The sequence below is a fragment of the Vibrio sp. 1F279 genome, assembly GCF_041439815.1.
GTDB classification, from domain to species: domain Bacteria; phylum Pseudomonadota; class Gammaproteobacteria; order Enterobacterales; family Vibrionaceae; genus Vibrio; species Vibrio tasmaniensis_A.
Genome location: NZ_JBGOOU010000001.1, coordinates 187758 through 205584, shown reverse-complemented (window position 1 = coordinate 205584; position 17827 = coordinate 187758). Strand labels below are relative to the sequence as shown.

The following is a 17827-nucleotide window of genomic DNA, read 5'->3' as shown; positions in this document are numbered from 1 at the left end:
GCTCAACTTTCACAAACAACGTCTTCAATCACTGACACGACTAAGTTCTTAAACCATTGGTGTGCTGGGCTGGTAACGGTTCTCTTATGCTCAATCAAAAACAGTTCGAACATTAATTCGGGAACATTATCTAGAGAGAATATCGGCACTATTTTGTCGCCTATTCCCTCTAGTTCAGTCAATTTGTGAGTCGCAACCAAAATTGTATTAGAACTCTGCATCACTTCCACCAAAGTAAGAAGCTGCCCGCTTTTAAAGGCAATATCTCTCTGCATTCCATTCTTAACTAAGTAAGTGTCTACAGGGTGTTGCAGCCCATAATTCGAGCGAATATCGAGCGTGAGGTCGACAAAACGAGATTCGAGGCACTGCTCAAGCGTGACATTTTTCGCTTTCGCTAAAGGGTGATGTTCAGAAACATAAAATACCGGATAGATCTGTCCAAGACTCACGTATGGGAATTCGATTGGATTGCTCGGGGCTTCGATGTGAATAGTAAAATCTACATCTCGTGACAGCAGCTGACTGGTGGGCGTTTTCGCAATGGGATATTCGATAAGACTGGCGTTTGGAGCATCGTGCATGAAGCGTTCAGCAAGGGGAACAGAAAGCATCCGACTCATTAATGGCGGTACAGAGACAACAAAGGTTTGAACACATTCAGCAGAATCAAACGCAGATTTCGTTACTAGGCTTCGCATCGCCAATAGCAACTCTTCTAAAGGTGCTTGCAGTTCTAGCGCTTTTTGCGTGGGCACTAAGCCATTAGACTCTCGATAAAACAGTGGGTCATCAAACAACTCTCGCAAGCGACTTAAGGTACGACTCATCGCAGGCTGAGACAGATACAAGGTATTGGCTGCGCGCGTTACGTTCCTCTCTTTGATTAAAACACTTAACGACACCAATAAGTTTAGATCCAACCGAGAAAGCTGTTGTTCGATAGTCATCATAAGACATGCATCCGAGTAATATCACTCGTTAAATAATTGCACCATTGTGACTAACAAACAAGTCTCTGTTTAAACGATGCCACTTATATCCAACTAAAAAGGCGAACCCATCGGTTCGCCTTCCTGTTTAAAGAATCGTATTTATCGATTTATCGATTTATCGCCAAATATGAGCCAGCCGCAATCATTATTCCACCAGCACTTTGGTTTAACCTTTTATGTGCGCGTGGCGTTTTTAGCAAACCTGCCATTCTACCCGCGCCTACAGCGATAAGCATTAAACCAGACATTAGAGCGACAGACGCTAACGCGGAAACCAATACGATATCTTGTGAGCGTAAAATAGTCAGATCAATGAAAGTCGGCAAGAACGAAATATAAAACAGAATCACTTTAGGGTTTGAAGCTGAAATCAAAAAGCCTTGCGCGAAACTCGCGAGTTCGGATTTCTGGCTCTGTTTGGCCGCAAGTTCCGCAGAGCCTTGCACTTCAGGTAGGCTCTTAAACATCTTGTAGCCCAAGTAAATCAAATAAGCCGCACCAACGTAGCGAATCACCTCAAACGCAATCGACCAATTCTCGGCAATCGTTGCTAGACCAAAACAGGCAAGCGCAAGGTAAATAAGATCACTGCATATCATCCCTAACGATAGAGTGATGCACTTTCGCCAACCATTAACCATGCCTCGAGCTAAAATGGCAAATACGCCAGGTCCCGGAGTAATACCAAATACAAACATAGCAATAAAGAATGTAATCGCACCTTCTAATGACATTGGACTGTCCTTATCTATAACCCAACATAATTGATCATGAACGTATCATGGAGCTTCGATTCGCGTAAAGAACGTTTTTGACTAAGCACGTTTAACACAACTCATGTTTTGAATAAGTGTGACACGTAATTTCCCCACCACACTTAAACCTAGGCCCAGCCCCAAACATAAACTTGAACTTAAACCAGTCACCAAAGTGTTTTTCGTTAAGACACAAAAAAGGCGAACCTAGAGGCTCGCCTTCGAAAACAATGATCGAAAATCAACGTAACAAGATTAGTTAGCGATTGGAGACAGTAACTCAGGGTTTACGACTATATTTCTCACACCGTGGGCGTGATCTTCGTTAAAGTCATTGCCTTCACACCAGCTACCTACTGTCGCGATATTTACTTTCGCGACTTGTGGTCTAACGCTCCATGTTACTTGGAAAGGTGAACCTTGCTCATTGTAACCAGGACCCGTTGTAGAGCCTGCGTATTGAATCGCTGAACCCGTATTTTGAGGAATATTTGGTGCTTGGTTTAAACCGTTGACTTTAGAGTGTTTCGCTAATGCTTCAAAGTCGAGAGCTTTGTCGTCATTAACTAATACATAGACTTGAGTTTCAACACGCAGTTGCGGGTTGGTAATCGCGTCGTTAAAACAAGCGCCCAGTGTTTCGCCCGGTTCAACTTGCGCCGTTGAATAAACATAGTGAACTTCAATGGTGTCCCCCGAATGCAAAGAACCATGATCGCTCGGACAAACCTTGCCCTCAAATGGTTTCAGCTCAGCTGAACTCAACTTACCTGTGTATTTAAAACCACTCTGGAAGCCCTTCCCATCACCATTGCCAGCGTATTGAGTAAACTCGCCGCCTTTGTGCTCAGCGTTCTTATGGAAGTGAATATTACATAAGTTCATTGCGGTTGAATCAGGGGCATCCGAAAACAGTCTGGTATTTGTTCCTTTCAATGAACCCAAACCTCGTGGGGCTTGCGGGCCAAAACCTTGCCCTTGGGTGTTTTCAGAAAGCTTCGCTCTTTGTTCTGCGATAACACCATCTGATACCGACTCATGGTTCGCGTCAGATGCATTTGCATGAGCAGATAACATCACCACCGCGACGCTTAAACACACACTCTTGTTGTTCATATTTCTTCCCTAGAATATTGATAACTAAACCTAAACCTAAACCTAAACCGAACCTAACAGCAAACATATTACTATGCTCACACACGAATATAAGAGTTGTCTTTGTAAGATTAGATTTCATTGCTTACTTTAGGATGAGTATTAGAACCCCTGATGCATATAACAAGTCAAACAGGTTAAATTCGGCGAGTCCCTTCCAGAACGAATAATTTCCGACTTTGTTGACTGTTGTCTGACTCAAACGCTCAGATAAGTGAACTCGATTATTAAGCACAGTGATGGCCAGATTTAGGATCAAAAAAGGCGAACCACTGGGCTCGCCTTCATCGTTTCATTCTATCTATTAGGTTGGCGTTCTTGGTTAACGGTTTAACCATTACCGGTGGCAAATATCCCAAACGTCATGACATTTAATGCATCTGTCACGCCCTCTAGTGATTTAATCACGGTCTTAGTCGGTTGGTTATGACGAATAAAATAGCTTCCGATGCCTTTTTCACCGCTACTGTTAGCATCGCTTTCAGTTGTTTCTGTCGCTGCTACTTGAGAAGGTTCCACTGATTCTGGCTCTACATTGGCGCAAGTTATCGTGTCTTTATTTGAATCAAGGGTTGAGTTTGATTCATGATCAGTTATTGGTTGATGATTAACGAACGATTCATGGGAAGATTCAACGTTGGTCTCAGCACTTGTATCAATTGCAACATCGATATTGCTCTCTTCTTCCAAGCTTTTCGACATTGCGTCTTCGTTGCTCAATGTATTGTCGTCTAGCTGATTATTACTCGTTGAAGAACAAGCTGTTAAGAAAAATAGGCTAACGATGAATATGAGTAAGTTTCTCATCATAGTGATAAAGCACGAATTAATAAAACATCGTTCGATTGTAATTTATTCGATTGACTACATCCAGCACCAAGCAGCGTAAAAGTGAAATGTCATGTACTTGAAGAGTAAAGAAAAGCGTACGATTGTAGGTCTATAACTAATAATTCGAGACTTCAATCAGATTGCCATCAGGATCTCGAATATAAACGGAAACAATTTTTCCCGTCGCACCGGTTCGCTGTACTGGTCCCTCTTCTATCACGACGCCTTGCGCTTGGATATGTTCGACGACTTCAGCAATTGACGTATTGGTAATAAAGCAGAGATCTGCACTACCGACCTGCACACGCCTCGCCTTTGGCTCGAACTCGCTACCACTGAGGTGTAAATTGATCTTCTGCGTCCCAAATGACAACGCCAACCTGCCCTCGCCAAATTCGATAGGCTTCATTCCAAGTACCCGTTGGTAAAAATCGACCGTAACTTGTAAATCTTTCACGGTTAATACCAAATGATCTAAATGACTGATTTCCATCATTACTTGCCTGTAATTGAGAGTGATAAGGGCTTATTGGCGGTGACTAGGCACAGTTAGGTGAACAATGTCATTCGACAACCCACATAACTCATAACAGAAATGTAGGTTGGAATTACTTAACTTAGCCTTCGCGCTTACTGAGCGTGTAGGAAACTACACTATCATCACCAATCTTGAACACCCAAACATTCTCGCCATCCACAAACTGAAATTGATTGGCTGATTCAGTCGGTTTTAACTTCCCAATAAATTCAGACAATGCTGACTCGTTGATGATGAAGCTTCCTTCTGAAGTATTCGCATCCAGATCGTTATTCACTTCAATCTTCACTGTAGATTTAGGCAGAATGTCGGGTAACCAACCTCTGTCGAACAATCGCTCTTGTTTGGCTTGCGCATAGGTCGAATACTCATCGCTAACTACATCTGAACAGCCAGACATTAAGACCAAAACTGGAAGTAGCAAAGGGAGTAAAACGTTAGTTTTCATTTAATTACCATAACTTGAAAGTTGGAATTTGAGATCATACTTTGCCATACAACCTCATTTCCATCCACAAAATCCATTTTATAAATCAACCGTAATCATCATTCAAATTAATTGACTTTATTTACATACAGCCAGTGCTAGATAATATTCAGACCAAAGACGCCTTTTACATCGAACAGTACCTTTTGCGTTCTTTCCCTAGAGACTTCGCTACCATTTCGCAAAATAGCGATGAGCTGCGCTTTGTCATCCAACAGCTCAGCTCTTCTTTCACGAATAGGACGAAGCATCTCTTGTAAGCACTCTTCCAACACTTTCTTAGTTTGTCCATCGCCTAGCCCACCTCTTTGGTAATGCTCTTTTAGTTGACTGACATAGTTAGCGTCTGTGTGAAAAGCATCAAGATAAGTGAACACGATATTGCCTTCTACCTTGCCTGGCTCTTCAATTCGTAGATGATTTGGATCGGTATACATGGATTTGACTGCAGCTCTGATCTCTTTCTCTGTTGCACCCAAATTAATGGCGTTGCCCATCGATTTAGACATCTTACTTTTACCATCAGTACTAGGCAGACGAGATGCATTACTGAGAAGCGGTCTGCATTCATTCAAGATTGGTTTGCCAGCGAGCGAGTTAACCTTTCTTACAATCTCATTGGTTTGTTCTAACATCGGCAGTTGATCATCACCGACAGGCACTAAAGTCGCGTTGAAAGCGGTGATGTCTGCCGCCTGAGAGATGGGATAAGTGAGGAAGCCTGCTGGAATTGAACGGCCAAACTCTTTGTTCTGAATCTCACTTTTAACGGTTGGGTTACGTTCCAAACGAGCGATAGACACAAGGTTGCTATAGAACATGGTGAGCTCAGCCAACACAGGTAACTGTGATTGTAGGCAAATCGTGGTCTTGGTCGGGTCAATACCCACCGCAAGATAATCAGCGACCACATTAAGGATGTTGGACGAAACCTTTGAAGGGTTATGGGCGTTGTCGGTAAGCCCTTGCATGTCAGCGACCAATATCGTTTGGTCGTGAATATGCTGCAAAGAGACTCTTTGTTTAAGTGAACCGACGTAATGACCCAAATGCAAAGGCCCAGTAGCTCTATCGCCAGTCAGAATGATTTCAGGCTTGTTGGTATTGTTCTTACTGCCAATATTATTACTGTCGGTATGGCTGTTTGAGTTGGTATTCATGGTGTATCTCCAAGTTAGAAAGGCTACTGGAGATAAAAAGAGGCGACATTTTTGATGACATTCTTAGCTACCGTCCAGCAGCTAAAGAATGTGAGTATTCCGTGCTGCTCTATTGAGAGCACCACCAAAAGAAAATTGAAGTTGAAGTTGAAGTTGAAGCAGAATTAAATTTCATGGTTAAAACCTATCAACAATACAGACGAGCGACAACTGTTATTTACGCGCACCAAGAAAATAGGTCTTAAGATTAACAGGTTATAGGCTTAATCTTTACTGGAACACAGTTCAGTGATTCGGTCACACATGGCTTGATTGACTGAAAAGTGCGTATTCAAAAACGCCAATTGCGCGAGTGCCGATTCCGCCGTTCTGTCATAGCCTTGTGTGAACGTTGGTAACAATTGAGCAAATTGAGGGAAACGCGCCTCTAGCCTTCTGTCCGACATAAATTCATCAACGAATTCTGGCTCAGACGTTTCAGTTTGATCGACAAGATCGATTAGACGATCAAGCGCGTAAGATTGAACAAAGCGAGAGCCAGAAAGCTTCTCACCGCGATTATATCGGCTCATGCCCACATAAAGATTGGTTAACGCCTCGCCGATGATCCACTCTTGAGAATTCGCTTCAGCGACACCTTTTTCAAGTGGCGCACAGCACTGAGTATCAAAGTCGGCTTCCTGCCAAACAATGCGACCTTCAGCAAATGGAATATGCGCTAATTCGTGTGGTTCGAATACCGCAAACTCACAGAATATTCCATCGGCATAAAGTACTTTGTAGCCATCGATGGTGTTCCTTACGGCATAGTCGATTGGAAGAATGTCAGATAACCAATGCAAGCTGTCTAAGAAGTATTGCTTTTGTCCCGTATGCACTATCGCGAAGAAATCAACGTCTGAATACTGATCCAATCGCTCCGTTTCAATGCCAACAGAACCTAGCCCTAATAAAGCATGCGCCTTACCAGAAGCTTTCAAAGATTCCCCAATCGCATCTAAACGCTGTAAGAGTTTTTCTGGTGTATTTGGCTGTTGTGCTTGCATCGCTCTATCCCTATCAAATTGAATGCCACTCAACCTAACTGATAGTTAGAACATCTAAGAAGCTTAATTTATAAAATGTGTGTTTTGGATAACGATCTGCGCAAATTATTGTTTGAATTACGGTGGGATTTAGAGGTGAGAAAGAGTGTGTTCAAGCTATAAACAACACTCTTCTATCATGACTTATCTTTTTAGCAGCTTATATTTGCAACAACTGATATTTACAAACAATTAAACGATAAAAGATTCAGGGTTAAGCCGATGACTTCGCTAAGTAGGCTGCCATTTCTTGTGGTGGCACCATGCCTCCGCCTGTCGCCCACACAAGGTGTGTTGCATTCGCTAGCGTCGACTCATCAATTTCTAGACGAGTAAGGTATTCTCTATTCTGTTCAACATGAATCACACCCGGCATACCCGCGAGTGCTGAAGGCTCAAGTTGAATGCCCTCTGCTTGATTCAGCTCACCTAGCAATTGGTACATGCGTTCATCGGTTAATGTGTAATAGCCATCAAGTAAACGCTCCATCGCGCGACCCACGAAACCTGAAGCCTGACCCACCGCCAAACCGTCTGCGGCGGTGAGGTTATCGATACCAAGATCTTGCACCGCTATCTCATCATGCAAACCGGTATGAACACCAAGCAACATGCAAGGTGAATGGGTCGGTTCAGCAAAAATACAATGGACATGGTCGCCAAAGGCCATCTTCAAGCCAAATGCGACACCACCGGGGCCACCGCCTACTCCACATGGCAAGTAAACAAATAATGGGTGTTCTTTGTCTACTGAAATGTGTTGTTGCTCAAATTGCTGTTTGAGCCTTTGTCCTGCCACCGAGTAACCAAGAAATAGAGTTTGAGAGTTTTCATCATCAATGAAAAAGCATCGTGAATCTTGTTCTGCTTCTTTGCGCCCTTGCTCTACCGCAACACCATAATCTTGTTCATACTCAACGACGTTGACACCATGCTCACGCAGTTTGTTTTTCTTCCACGCTCTCGCATCAGCAGACATGTGAACCGACACTGTAAAGCCTAACTTGGCACTCATGATGCCAATCGACATGCCTAGGTTACCCGTTGAGCCTACGGCAATGCTGTATTGTTGGAAAAAGTCACGGAATTCAGGTTCGAGCAACTTACTGTAGTCATCGCTCTCACACAGTAACCCAGCTTCAATGGCAAGCTTCTCGGCATGCGTTAGTACTTCATAAATACCACCACGGGCTTTGATTGAACCTGAAATCGGCAAGTGACTGTCTTTTTTCATCATCAAACGCCCTTTGATAGGCTGCTGATAATGCGCTTGCAATACTGATTTCATAGATGGAATGTCAACAAGCTCAGACTCGATGATGCCATTGGTCGCTTGTGTTTCAGGGAATGCCTTCGCCAGATAAGGGGCAAACCTTTGTAATCGGACGCTTGCATCTTGAATGTCCTCTTCGCTTAACCCCACATAAGGTAAACCCTGTTCTAACGTCGTGATGTTTGGGTTAAACCAACTCACTTCTTCTAACGCTATAAGTTGTTTTAACAACGGGAAATCGTTGGTGAGCTTCTCTATATTTAATTCACTTTTTGGGTTCAAATCAGTCATGGGTGACCTTCTCTGGTATAGCGCCATCATCTCTGGTACACAGCAATCTGCGCTCTTACAAACATTTGGTTTTGAGCTTATTAAAACGGTATTTATTTAATTATTCAATGACCTGTAATTAACTAGGCTTACTTTGCTCGATACGTCTTACGACTTAATTGCTGACCACTGTCTTGATGTACTCACTAGGCGATAAACCAAATTTTCCTTTAAAGCGCTGACTAAAACGTCCTTCCGATTGGTAACCGCAAGACTGGGCCAATATCGCCACATTCTGCTGTCCGTTTTGTATCAGATAAAGTGCGTGACTCAACCGAACTTCAGCCAACACCTCACGATATTGCATACCTTCCAGTTTGAGCTTTCGGATAAGCGTGGCGCGACTCATCGCAAAGCGCTCTGCTACCGACTCTAACGGATGTTTCTCGTCCGGTGAATGCGAAAGGTAGTGGCTAAGTTTCTGGCTAAACGAAACGTTTGAGCTAATAAACAATCGATGCAACACGCCCTTCTCGGCTAATTGCTGATACAAACCCTGCAACCAAAATTGTTGGGTTTGTTCACTCATGCTCTGACGATCAAACGAAAACAACGCATTGAGAGAATCTTGCAAACCTCGATCTGCCTCCACGGTGGGTAAATCCAGTTCAATTGCTCGATCCTCGCTGAGATCGAGCATTGCTTGCGTCGGTTGGAAATGAAAACTGAATACACGCGAAAGGAAACGTCCTTTGTGGGGCATGTTCTCAAAACTCAATGACGCTGATGCCTCACACAACAGCAGCTCAGAATGTGAGAGTTCTGCCGCTGAGTCTTTCCAAAACAGGCGCTTACTGCCTGTAATGATCTGAATAATACTAGGGGATAGTATCCTCACATTACGCAGTTTTTGTAACTGCTCTGCACGAAAGATCGTCACTTGATATTGATGATTCATCTCATCCCCTTATTTGCTTATTTGCTTATTTGCTTATTATGTAGGTGTATAAGCTTTTAACGTGTATAAGTTGCCGTCAGTTTCGCTTTGTCTAAAGCCATGCTGTTCAACGTGAATCCAACCACTGCCGACGGCGTGTTTTCGTCTAGGTTAAGTTTGTCCGTTGGTAATGCCCAAACCGTGAATTGATAACGGTGCATACCATCTTTTTCTGGAGGACAAGCGCCACCGAAACCTACCGTTCCATAATCGATTCGGCCTTCTTTGCCACCCACTTTAGAGATATCGACACCGCGAGGTAGGTCGCTCACTGTTGCTGGAATATCAAACGCGACCCAGTGCCAGAAACCACTTTCAGTCGGAGCGTCTGGATCATAAGCCGTGACTGCAAAGCTTTTGGTTCCTGCTGGAGCATCTTTCCACATCAATTGTGGTGATAGGTTACCGCCGTCACAACCCCAACTTGAGTATTCAAAGGTCTTCGCCATTGGGTGACCTTCTTGAATATCGTTGCTGATTAATTCGAACGCTTGAGCAGAGCCTGCCGCCAAAATACTAATTGCTAATACTGATTTGATGATGAGTTTCATGATAGTTCCTCTTATTAGGTATGAGTCCAGTATAGTTCCCTCCACACGCCCAGTGATGACAATAAGTACACAATTATCTAATTTAACCCAAACAAATGATACTTACTGTATTTTTACTTTATTATTTAAAAGCATGACCCACTCGACAATTTGTTGTTAAAAGAACACTTGTTGACATTCAGGTTACAAATCGCATCCAAAACTCTTTAGACTCTCCCCACGACTTTTAACGAGAATGATTGGATGCACAGGTTTACCTTAGCCCTTGGCTTGATCTTTTGGCTCCCAACTCTAGCCAATGCCCAAAGTTTGCAAGACAAGTGGCAAACTCTGTATCAATTGAGCTGGCAATCGTCTCCTATCTCAGTTTCTCAGAAAGAGTTAACCCAGTACCCGAAAGCACTTCTTCAGGAAAGCAGCCGCTACCCGGATTTCAACCAATTCAGTTGGGAAGACATCGCCGCACTCGCCTCGATACAAGATCACTGCCGAGCGATTGAAAATGCCAACCCTTCTTTGAACGATGCCATCGAATTCGAACTCGCTGTGTGTCAAGAACAACCCTTGGATTCAATCTGGTTCGCGGCACACTCAAAACGACACCCTGCTGGTGGTAGCTTCGCTGATCGTTACGTAGCTCGTTACCCAGAAAACAGTGAGCAAATTCATCCGTTTTTGAGTATCAGTAATCCTTTGCATCCGTTATTTTCCAAGCTAGAAAACTTAACCACGCAAGGCAGAGAAGCACTGCTCAATGGATACCGCGCTTGGCAACAAGGTGATGAGCTTTGGTTGAGTGGCGAACAAGGTTGGAAAGCGATTCCATCGGAAGTTTGGAAGCCTATCGCCGAGCAACAAGAAGTGATCTTGTCAGGCGAAAGCTGTTCTTTTCGTTACAGTAACCTGTGCCTGAGCGAGTCGAGCAACGACAACCTGATCATGAAAACGTTGATCTTTACATTGCTGTTTACATTGTTATCCGGGCTCGGCAGAGTCTTGTACCTAAGAACAAAACAACGAAAAGAGAGGCAGTTCGTTTTACAGCTTCTTACTCATGAACTGCGCACGCCAATTACTAGCCTAGGTCTAACCGTCGAGATGTTCAGAAATCGTTACGACGATTTTCCCGATGAGACCCAAGGGGCAGTTTGGCGTTTAATCTCGGACTATCAAAGGCTTTCTCAGCTCACCGAAAACAGCAAAGTGTATCTAAGTTCGGATCAGTCGGAGCCTTTGTTAAAGCAAAACGCATCATTGGAAGAGTGGCTCGACCATGTCTGCGAAAAGCACAATATTGCTTATCAATGTGAAGCAAGAGATGTTGAACTTAACTTGCCTTATTACTGGCTGACCATCTGTCTTGATAACTTAATCAAGAATGCTAAGCAGCATGGACAAGGTAAGGTTTTAGTTAAGATCTCCCTTGCAGATAAACTGAGAATAGAAGTACAAGATGAGGGTCACTTCCCCTCTTTGATACAACGACTTATTTCAAGAACAACACCGTACGCCAATCACAAACAAGATAATATGGGCATTGGCCTGACTATTGTCGAACACTTGATGAAACAAGCGAATGGCCGTCTCATCATTCTCCGCAACCCAACCCGATGTATTTTGGAAATCGCTTATGAACACCCTACTGCTGATTGAAGACGACCCACTGCTTGGCCAAGGCCTCGTCAGCTTCTTTGAGTCCAATGGTTATCAATGCCTTTGGGTGCAAGATGCTCAGAGTGCCAGTAAGCTGTGGTTACGTGCCGATCTCGTGGTGCTTGATCGACAACTTGAAGACGGCGACAGCTTACGACACTTACCTAATTGGTTACTGCTCAAAGCGCTACCTGTGATTCTGTTGACCGCCAAAGTTGAAGTTCAACAACGTGTTGAAGGTTTAATGGCAGGTGCCAAAGATTACGTGACTAAGCCTTTTTCGAACGATGAATTGCTTGCTAGAGTCATTACGCAACTTCGTCCGTTAGGTGTTAGCCACTTAAACTACGCAAATATCCAAATCAACTTGTCGGAACGGATCGCTTATCTGGATGAAAGCCCAGTCACGTTGAAACCTAAAGAGTTTCAGCTACTGGTACTGTTTATTCAGAACCAAAGTCGTGTGTTTCACCGAGATGAGTTGCTCAATAAAATTTGGGGTTATCAAGCCTTCCCAAGCACAAGAACCGTTGATAACCACATACTGCGTTTACGTCAAAAGCTACCAACGCTAAATCTAGAGACGCATCGTGGAGTTGGTTATCGTTTGGCTGGGGAATCACAATGAAAGTAAACTCTCTAACAGCACTGTTCTGCACATTACCCTTTACAATGCCCTTTGCGTGTAATGCGGCTTGGTTTACAGACACGCCATTGCAACATACGTATCAATCTCTGCTTGATGAGCAACCTCAAGTCGCGTGGCAAGAGCTTCAAATCGCACTCAATCAACAAACACTTGATAGTGAGCTTTGGTTGCCAGTTAAACAAGAGATACTGAGCCAAACTCAATGCGGAACTTCACTAAGACAAGACACTGAGACGAAACATCACATTCAAGTTAGCTTTATCAAGCGCCACGGTCTTTCATCACAAGGCTATCAGATCAAAGTGTCTGCGGAGCAACTCAACGAAGTGTTAGAAGATCAAACACAACGTATTTCTCTGGTCTCGCCTGATGGGAAAGTGGTTATCGACGGACAACTCTATACTGATGTCGAATATCAAGAAATTGAAACCAGTGAGATGTTCATCAAACCGGAATCGGGTGTTTATCAGTTAACGATAGGTTCGAACAACTACCCTATTATTGTTGCTTTAGACGACAACAAGCGATGGCTTACACTCGAAAGCAAACTCAACGACCCTCACATTGTGGTAACACCGCCTGAGATAATCGACAGCTGCCCAGACGCCAATGTCAGTTGGCAGTGGTTTGACGAAAACTACGATATGTTAGGTTTCAAGGTGCCAATCAAAACAACGCAAGCATCTCTTCCTACAGAAAGCCCAACCGGATCTGAAGCTAAACACTTGAGTGCATCGGTTGAAATGTTTGAATACCAAGGTGCGATTGAAATCCAATATGTACAGCGTGTCGCGATGCCTTTCTAAGTTAAGCTCGCTATACAATGGCATTAAACACCTAAGGGAAAAAATAGAGACATATAGGTGACAAAACACCAACGCGATTTGGGTGTAATGACCGTACTTACCCTTTACGGAATCTAGATATGGTCAACGTTCGTCATCAACTTAATTTTACGTCTTTTGCTATTGCAGCTCTATTCACGACTTGTGCGCTCTCGGCAAACGCACAAGATAATCAAGTCACTCTTACCAACAAAAGCCACGTCAGTAACAGTAACGCTAGTCACATAGTGTCGATTTCAACAAAAACATTAGCGATAGATTGGAATGGCTTAAGTGTTAATAGCACTGCTTTGACCGTTGATCGTCAACCTCAAAAAGTTACTCACCTAGTCATAGACTCAAAAACCAAGGCATCTTGGACACTCATGCCGAGCGGAATCAATGTTGAAGCTGAGTTGAAGGAAGATAATCTTCTTGTCCAATTCACCTTACCTGAAAACACACAAGTAAAACGAAACCAACCCATTGAACTCGTTTGGTTTGACCTAGCAGAACAACAAACTCAGACTCTATTTCTGCCCTTTAGTGAGGGTATGCGCGTTCCTACCAACAATAAGCAGTGGGCCAATTACCTAGTCGACAACCATTCTGGAAGCAACACCACTCAAGACTTAAAAATGCCTTTTTGGACTGTACAGCAGAACGATCAATTCATCAGTTATCAGATGATTACCCCAACCAACAACCAATTGTTCTTTTCTGATGTATCGTCGGATACGTCCTCTGATGAGAAGACCAAGATTGATATGAGCGCTTCACATCAATTTACAACGCTGAATCAATCACGGCCTTTTACGGTTCGGATAACACTTGGAGACTCTTGGTTAGATGGTGCTAAACAATACCGTGATTGGCGTATTGATAATGGTCTCTCTGAATCGTTTGTCGAAAAGCAAAAGCGTAACCCAGATGTAAATAAGCTAATCGGCGCAAGCCACGTCTACTTGTTTGGTAAAGATGCTTTAAGTATCCAAGATGTGAGAGACTGGTGGGGATTAAAAGCCTGGTATCTCGAAGACTCTCAATTAAACATTTCAAGTGAAGCGAAGCGTGAGTTATCCCCTCTGTCTAAAGGCAAAGATTGGTTTAGCCAGTATCACAAACAACTGTTGTTGGACTCTATTAACCAGTCATTACAAAGCTTGTATCCTGTTGCAACGCCAACACTGCCTGATAACACCATAAAAGCTCAACACACCGCTGCTCAGAGCAAGAAAAGCTGGTTGATTAAGCATGCCTCTTCTTATCTCAATGCACCGGATACTTGGGGACAAGCCTTGTCATCAGGCATGGTCAACAATCTAAACAAAGCGGGCTTGAATAAGCTTTGGTTAGGTTTTGATAACTGGATGCCAGCATTCTATCAACCGAATGCAGTAGAACTGGCTAAGCAATCTGGTTATCTAGTTGGAACCTATGACTCCTACAACACAGCCATCCCTGCGAAGCTCAATGACAACTGGCTAACCGCCCAATTACCAAAACCGATGCGTGAAAGTTGTGCGATTGAAATGGCGGATGGCAGCCTAAAAAAAGGGTTTCGAGGAAACGGTTTTTACTTGAACCCGAATTGCCATTTGGATTATGTAAAACAGCGCGCCGTAGACATCATGCGTTTTGGTCACTTCAATAGCCTGTTCCTAGATGTTGATGCGACTGCGATGGCGCGTGAGGACTACAGCGATAATAGCAGTGAGACGGATATGCTTTCTGCCTTCAATAACCGAATGCAGTGGTTAAGCGATCAACCCGATTTGGTGCTTGGTTCTGAAGATGGTAATAGCCTGACGACAAAAGGCATCGCTTTTGCACACGGCTTAGAAACGGTCGGCTTTGGTTGGTCAGACAAAGAGATGAAAGAAGACCTACAATCACCTTATTACTTGGGTCGTTGGTATCCAGACCATAAACCTGACTTTTTCTTCAAGTCAGCTAAGGTCAAAGAACCCTACAAGTCATTGCTGTTTTCGCCTCAATATCGAATTCCGCTTTACCAAGCCGTTTTCCATGATGAAGTAATCAATACGCACCATTGGCACTCAGACAGCCTTAAGTTCACTAATGTACAAGCAGAAAAAGACTTAACCGCCATGTTGTACAACACACCACCGATGGTTCACTTGACCAGAGATGAAGCTTTATCAAGTTCAAGTCCAAGGATCAAAGCACTCAAACACTATCAAGATGGCTTTGAACCGATGCACGAACAGTTATGGGATAAACAGTTAGTCGATTTCGACTGGTTAGACAAAAGCGGCGAAGTTCAACAAACCGAGTTCAGTGACGGGAGTAAGATCATTGCCAACTTCTCTAACAAGGCATTTCGTTACAACGGTATCGATATTGCTGCCCTATCGGTCAAAGCTATATTGGCGAATGGGCAAGTCGTCGACTGGCAGCCCAATCATAGTTAGCTTCGATACGGTTTAGACAAAAACGAATAATAGGAAGCTTAAGCACTTATTTAACCGCTAATGTTCAGCCCGTTACTTGTGCTTCCTATTTTGAAAAGCAGTCAGTAGATAGTCGATAAAGACCTTCTTACGTTTCGGCATCAACTGTCTGTCTGCATACACTAGGCTTACTGAAACTTCTGGCATCTCATATTCAGGTAACAAGCGAATCAGCTTACCTGTCTTGAAGTGTTCCCGACAAATGAATTCAGGAAGCACCGCCAAGCCGAGCCCATCCACACACGCTGTTAGACATGCCGTGATGGTATTCACCCGCAACTGACACGGTAGATCGATCAAAATCGACTCACCGCCTTCTAATTGCAAATGCCACTTAGGTAGACGTGCCGCCTTGTTCACGACCTCAATCATCCTAAATGGAGGCTTAAGGTCATCGGGTGAAGAGATTTCACCGAACTGTTCTAAATACTCAGGGCTGGCTACCAATACACGCTTCGATGTTGTGAGGTAACGAGAAACCAAGCTCGAGTCCACTAGCTCACCAATTTGTGCGTAAAGATCGATCCCCTCCGCAATGATGTCGACTTCTCGATTCGACAGTTCTAAGTTCAAAATCACGTTTGGGTGCTCTTTTAGGAAACTGTGGATGTATGTGGCTAATACTTGATGCCCCAATTCGACAGGCAACACAACATTCAACTGCCCTCGGATCAAATCCTGATTGGCAGAAACCTCTAACTCAGCTTGGTTCATGATCTCTTGCATCTGCATGCTCGACTGATAAAAGCGCTCACCCTCTGGCGTTAAAACTAAACTTCGTGTCGAACGAGTGATCAACCTCACACCTAGGTGCTGTTCCAGCTCGTCTAGCTTTCGGCTGACGGTCGACTTGGTCATGTTCAATGCTTCAGCTGCGTGCGTGAAACTCCCACAATCAACAACTTGTGTAAAAACAGTCACAGCATTTAAGTCCATCGTACTTCTCCCAAAGCCCTATTAGTAAGATTCATGCAACAGTGTTTCCCTTTTTTCCTATCTTATCAATCAATCGAATTCATTTACAATTCGTTACATCTAAATAAAAACAAAATGAGAAATAAAAAATGACAGAGAACAACAACGCTTCGCAATCAGTAAGCACAAAAAAACGTAAAAAAGCCCCGCTTATTGCTACTGCGATCATGCTGTCATTAGGCTTAGCTGGCGCTGGATATTGGTATGGCTATGGCCAGTACTTCGAGTCAACCGACAATGCCTACCTACAAGGCGACATCACTAATATAAGCCCGAAGGTGTCGGGTTATATTGTTAAGTCTTACGTGAGTGATAACCAATCGGTTAAACAAGGTGACTTGTTGGTTCAAATTGATGATCGTGATTACCAATCTGCACTTGCTCAGGCGAATGCGCATTTAAGCGTCGTTCAATCAAGCGTACACAACCTTATCGCTCAACAAACGTTACAACGTAGCCAAATAAATCAAGCTGAGAGCCGTGTTGATTCCGCACAAGCTGAATACGAGCGTGCAATCCAACAAGTCGTGCGTTCTCGTAGCTTATTAAAGCGTAACTATGCTTCGCAAGATGAAGTCGACAGCATGGTCGCACAACAAAAAGTCACCCAAGCAGAACTTGAAGAAGCAAAAGCAAACCTTGTCGCAAGTAATGATCAACTAATCGTGATTGCGAGTGAAATCGAACAAGCAAACGCATCCGTGACTGAAGCTCAAGCACAAAGAGATCAAGCACAACTTAACCTTGATTACACCAAGGTCTACGCGCCAGCGGATGGCGTGATTGGTAAACGTAGCGTCCGTGAAGGCTTGCTGATTCAAGCAGGCGCGCCATTGATGAGTTTGGTACCAAACAACCAAGTGTGGATTGAAGCTAACTTCAAATAAACTCAATTAAGCGGTATTCATAAAGGCCAAACCGTAGAAGTCGAACTGGATGCCTTTCCGGGTCAACCACTTGAAGGCGTGGTAGACAGCTTCTCCCCTGCGACTGGCGCTAAGTTTGCGCTCCTACCACCAGAAAACGCGACCGGTAACTTCACTAAAATCGTTCAGCGTGTACCGGTGAAAATTACGATTCCAGATCAGCAAGAGTTGAAAGGTCGACTGCTCCCTGGTTTGTCTGTGGTAGCGACCATCGATAAACGAGGCTAGA

At 43.8% G+C, this 17827-nt stretch carries 16 protein-coding genes and 1 pseudogene; 5 read left to right on the top strand and 12 right to left on the bottom strand.

The window, feature by feature from the left end; genetic code table 11:
• Positions 1-2: 2 nt before the first annotated feature.
• The 11 genes from ACED60_RS00845 to ACED60_RS00795 all read right to left on the bottom strand — a co-directional run bounded on the left by ACED60_RS00845 (position 3) and on the right by ACED60_RS00795 (position 10097).
• Positions 3-953, bottom strand: coding sequence for a LysR family transcriptional regulator (locus ACED60_RS00845; protein ID WP_371726683.1), 951 nt, complete (start codon positions 951-953; stop codon positions 3-5).
• A gap of 149 nt (positions 954-1102) precedes the next feature.
• Positions 1103-1729: a LysE family translocator gene (locus ACED60_RS00840; protein ID WP_371726681.1), complete on the bottom strand. Its 627-nt coding sequence runs from the start codon at positions 1727-1729 to the stop codon at positions 1103-1105.
• 276 nt (positions 1730-2005) lie between these two features.
• The gene (locus tag ACED60_RS00835) at positions 2006-2866 is read right to left on the bottom strand and encodes a delta-class carbonic anhydrase (RefSeq protein WP_371726680.1); all 861 of its coding nucleotides are present in this window, start codon (positions 2864-2866) and stop codon (positions 2006-2008) included.
• A gap of 369 nt (positions 2867-3235) precedes the next feature.
• Positions 3236-3715 carry a hypothetical protein gene (locus ACED60_RS00830; protein ID WP_121602521.1) on the bottom strand — a complete coding sequence of 160 codons (480 nt, stop codon included), beginning with the start codon at positions 3713-3715 and terminating at the stop codon, positions 3236-3238.
• Positions 3716-3851: 136 nt separating this feature from the next.
• Entirely contained in the window at positions 3852-4229 is a 378-nt protein-coding gene (locus tag ACED60_RS00825) for a VOC family protein (protein WP_260256579.1), read from the bottom strand.
• A gap of 124 nt (positions 4230-4353) precedes the next feature.
• Entirely contained in the window at positions 4354-4722 is a 369-nt protein-coding gene (locus ACED60_RS00820; RefSeq protein WP_371726679.1) for a hypothetical protein, read from the bottom strand.
• 137 nt (positions 4723-4859) lie between these two features.
• Entirely contained in the window at positions 4860-5921 is a 1062-nt protein-coding gene (gene trpS, locus ACED60_RS00815) for a tryptophan--tRNA ligase (protein ID WP_371709944.1), read from the bottom strand.
• Between the two features lie 263 nt (positions 5922-6184).
• Positions 6185-6967: a hypothetical protein gene (locus ACED60_RS00810; RefSeq protein WP_371726678.1), complete on the bottom strand. Its 783-nt coding sequence runs from the start codon at positions 6965-6967 to the stop codon at positions 6185-6187.
• 253 nt (positions 6968-7220) lie between these two features.
• Positions 7221-8600 (bottom strand): D-serine ammonia-lyase, encoded by a 1380-nt coding sequence (locus ACED60_RS00805; RefSeq protein WP_371726676.1) that lies wholly within the window; start codon positions 8598-8600, stop codon positions 7221-7223.
• 124 nt (positions 8601-8724) lie between these two features.
• Positions 8725-9507, bottom strand: a complete 783-nt coding sequence (locus ACED60_RS00800; protein WP_012600719.1) for a helix-turn-helix transcriptional regulator — start codon at positions 9505-9507, stop codon at positions 8725-8727.
• 56 nt (positions 9508-9563) lie between these two features.
• Positions 9564-10097 carry a YbhB/YbcL family Raf kinase inhibitor-like protein gene (locus ACED60_RS00795; protein ID WP_029225307.1) on the bottom strand — a complete coding sequence of 178 codons (534 nt, stop codon included), beginning with the start codon at positions 10095-10097 and terminating at the stop codon, positions 9564-9566.
• A 243-nt stretch (positions 10098-10340) separates the two neighbouring features.
• Here ACED60_RS00795 and ACED60_RS00790 point away from each other — a divergent pair, with 243 nt between their 5' ends.
• The 4 genes from ACED60_RS00790 (at position 10341) to ACED60_RS00775 (ending at position 15658) form a co-directional block, all read left to right on the top strand.
• The gene (locus ACED60_RS00790; RefSeq protein WP_371726675.1) at positions 10341-11750 is read left to right on the top strand and encodes a DUF3404 domain-containing protein; all 1410 of its coding nucleotides are present in this window, start codon (positions 10341-10343) and stop codon (positions 11748-11750) included.
• On the top strand, positions 11728-12378 hold the full coding sequence (locus ACED60_RS00785; protein ID WP_371726674.1) for a response regulator transcription factor: 651 nt from the start codon (positions 11728-11730) through the stop codon (positions 12376-12378). Before ACED60_RS00790 ends, ACED60_RS00785 begins: the two co-directional genes overlap by 23 nt.
• The gene (locus ACED60_RS00780) at positions 12375-13205 is read left to right on the top strand and encodes a DUF2861 family protein (protein WP_135382899.1); all 831 of its coding nucleotides are present in this window, start codon (positions 12375-12377) and stop codon (positions 13203-13205) included. Before ACED60_RS00785 ends, ACED60_RS00780 begins: the two co-directional genes overlap by 4 nt.
• A 119-nt stretch (positions 13206-13324) precedes the next feature.
• A complete protein-coding gene (locus ACED60_RS00775) occupies positions 13325-15658 on the top strand; it encodes a glycoside hydrolase (protein ID WP_371726673.1) in 2334 nt (777 codons plus the stop codon).
• A 72-nt stretch (positions 15659-15730) separates the two neighbouring features.
• On the opposite strand, the gene ACED60_RS00770 is transcribed toward ACED60_RS00775, so the two are convergent.
• Entirely contained in the window at positions 15731-16633 is a 903-nt protein-coding gene (locus ACED60_RS00770; RefSeq protein ID WP_371726672.1) for a LysR family transcriptional regulator, read from the bottom strand.
• A gap of 128 nt (positions 16634-16761) precedes the next feature.
• On the opposite strand from ACED60_RS00770, the pseudogene ACED60_RS00765 reads away from it, so the two are divergent.
• Positions 16762-17826: pseudogene (locus ACED60_RS00765) on the top strand (HlyD family secretion protein).
• Position 17827 lies beyond the last annotated feature (1 nt).

What these genes read in the sequence shown, in the direction of transcription:
- ACED60_RS00830 (WP_121602521.1), bottom strand. Translation starts at nt 3,715, where the DNA reads ATGATGAGAAACTTACTCATATTCATCGTTAGCCTATTTTTCTTAACA.
- ACED60_RS00810 (WP_371726678.1), bottom strand. Translation starts at nt 6,967, where the DNA reads ATGCAAGCACAACAGCCAAATACACCAGAAAAACTCTTACAGCGTTTA.
- ACED60_RS00790 (WP_371726675.1), top strand. Translation starts at nt 10,341, where the DNA reads ATGCACAGGTTTACCTTAGCCCTTGGCTTGATCTTTTGGCTCCCAACT.
- ACED60_RS00820 (WP_371726679.1), bottom strand. Translation starts at nt 4,722, where the DNA reads ATGAAAACTAACGTTTTACTCCCTTTGCTACTTCCAGTTTTGGTCTTA.
- ACED60_RS00835 (WP_371726680.1), bottom strand. Translation starts at nt 2,866, where the DNA reads ATGAACAACAAGAGTGTGTGTTTAAGCGTCGCGGTGGTGATGTTATCT.
- trpS (WP_371709944.1), bottom strand. Translation starts at nt 5,921, where the DNA reads ATGAATACCAACTCAAACAGCCATACCGACAGTAATAATATTGGCAGT.
- ACED60_RS00805 (WP_371726676.1), bottom strand. Translation starts at nt 8,600, where the DNA reads ATGATGGCGCTATACCAGAGAAGGTCACCCATGACTGATTTGAACCCA.
- ACED60_RS00825 (WP_260256579.1), bottom strand. Translation starts at nt 4,229, where the DNA reads ATGGAAATCAGTCATTTAGATCATTTGGTATTAACCGTGAAAGATTTA.
- ACED60_RS00800 (WP_012600719.1), bottom strand. Translation starts at nt 9,507, where the DNA reads ATGAATCATCAATATCAAGTGACGATCTTTCGTGCAGAGCAGTTACAA.
- ACED60_RS00785 (WP_371726674.1), top strand. Translation starts at nt 11,728, where the DNA reads ATGAACACCCTACTGCTGATTGAAGACGACCCACTGCTTGGCCAAGGC.
- ACED60_RS00775 (WP_371726673.1), top strand. Translation starts at nt 13,325, where the DNA reads ATGGTCAACGTTCGTCATCAACTTAATTTTACGTCTTTTGCTATTGCA.
- ACED60_RS00795 (WP_029225307.1), bottom strand. Translation starts at nt 10,097, where the DNA reads ATGAAACTCATCATCAAATCAGTATTAGCAATTAGTATTTTGGCGGCA.
- ACED60_RS00845 (WP_371726683.1), bottom strand. Translation starts at nt 953, where the DNA reads ATGATGACTATCGAACAACAGCTTTCTCGGTTGGATCTAAACTTATTG.
- ACED60_RS00780 (WP_135382899.1), top strand. Translation starts at nt 12,375, where the DNA reads ATGAAAGTAAACTCTCTAACAGCACTGTTCTGCACATTACCCTTTACA.
- ACED60_RS00840 (WP_371726681.1), bottom strand. Translation starts at nt 1,729, where the DNA reads ATGTCATTAGAAGGTGCGATTACATTCTTTATTGCTATGTTTGTATTT.
- ACED60_RS00770 (WP_371726672.1), bottom strand. Translation starts at nt 16,633, where the DNA reads ATGGACTTAAATGCTGTGACTGTTTTTACACAAGTTGTTGATTGTGGG.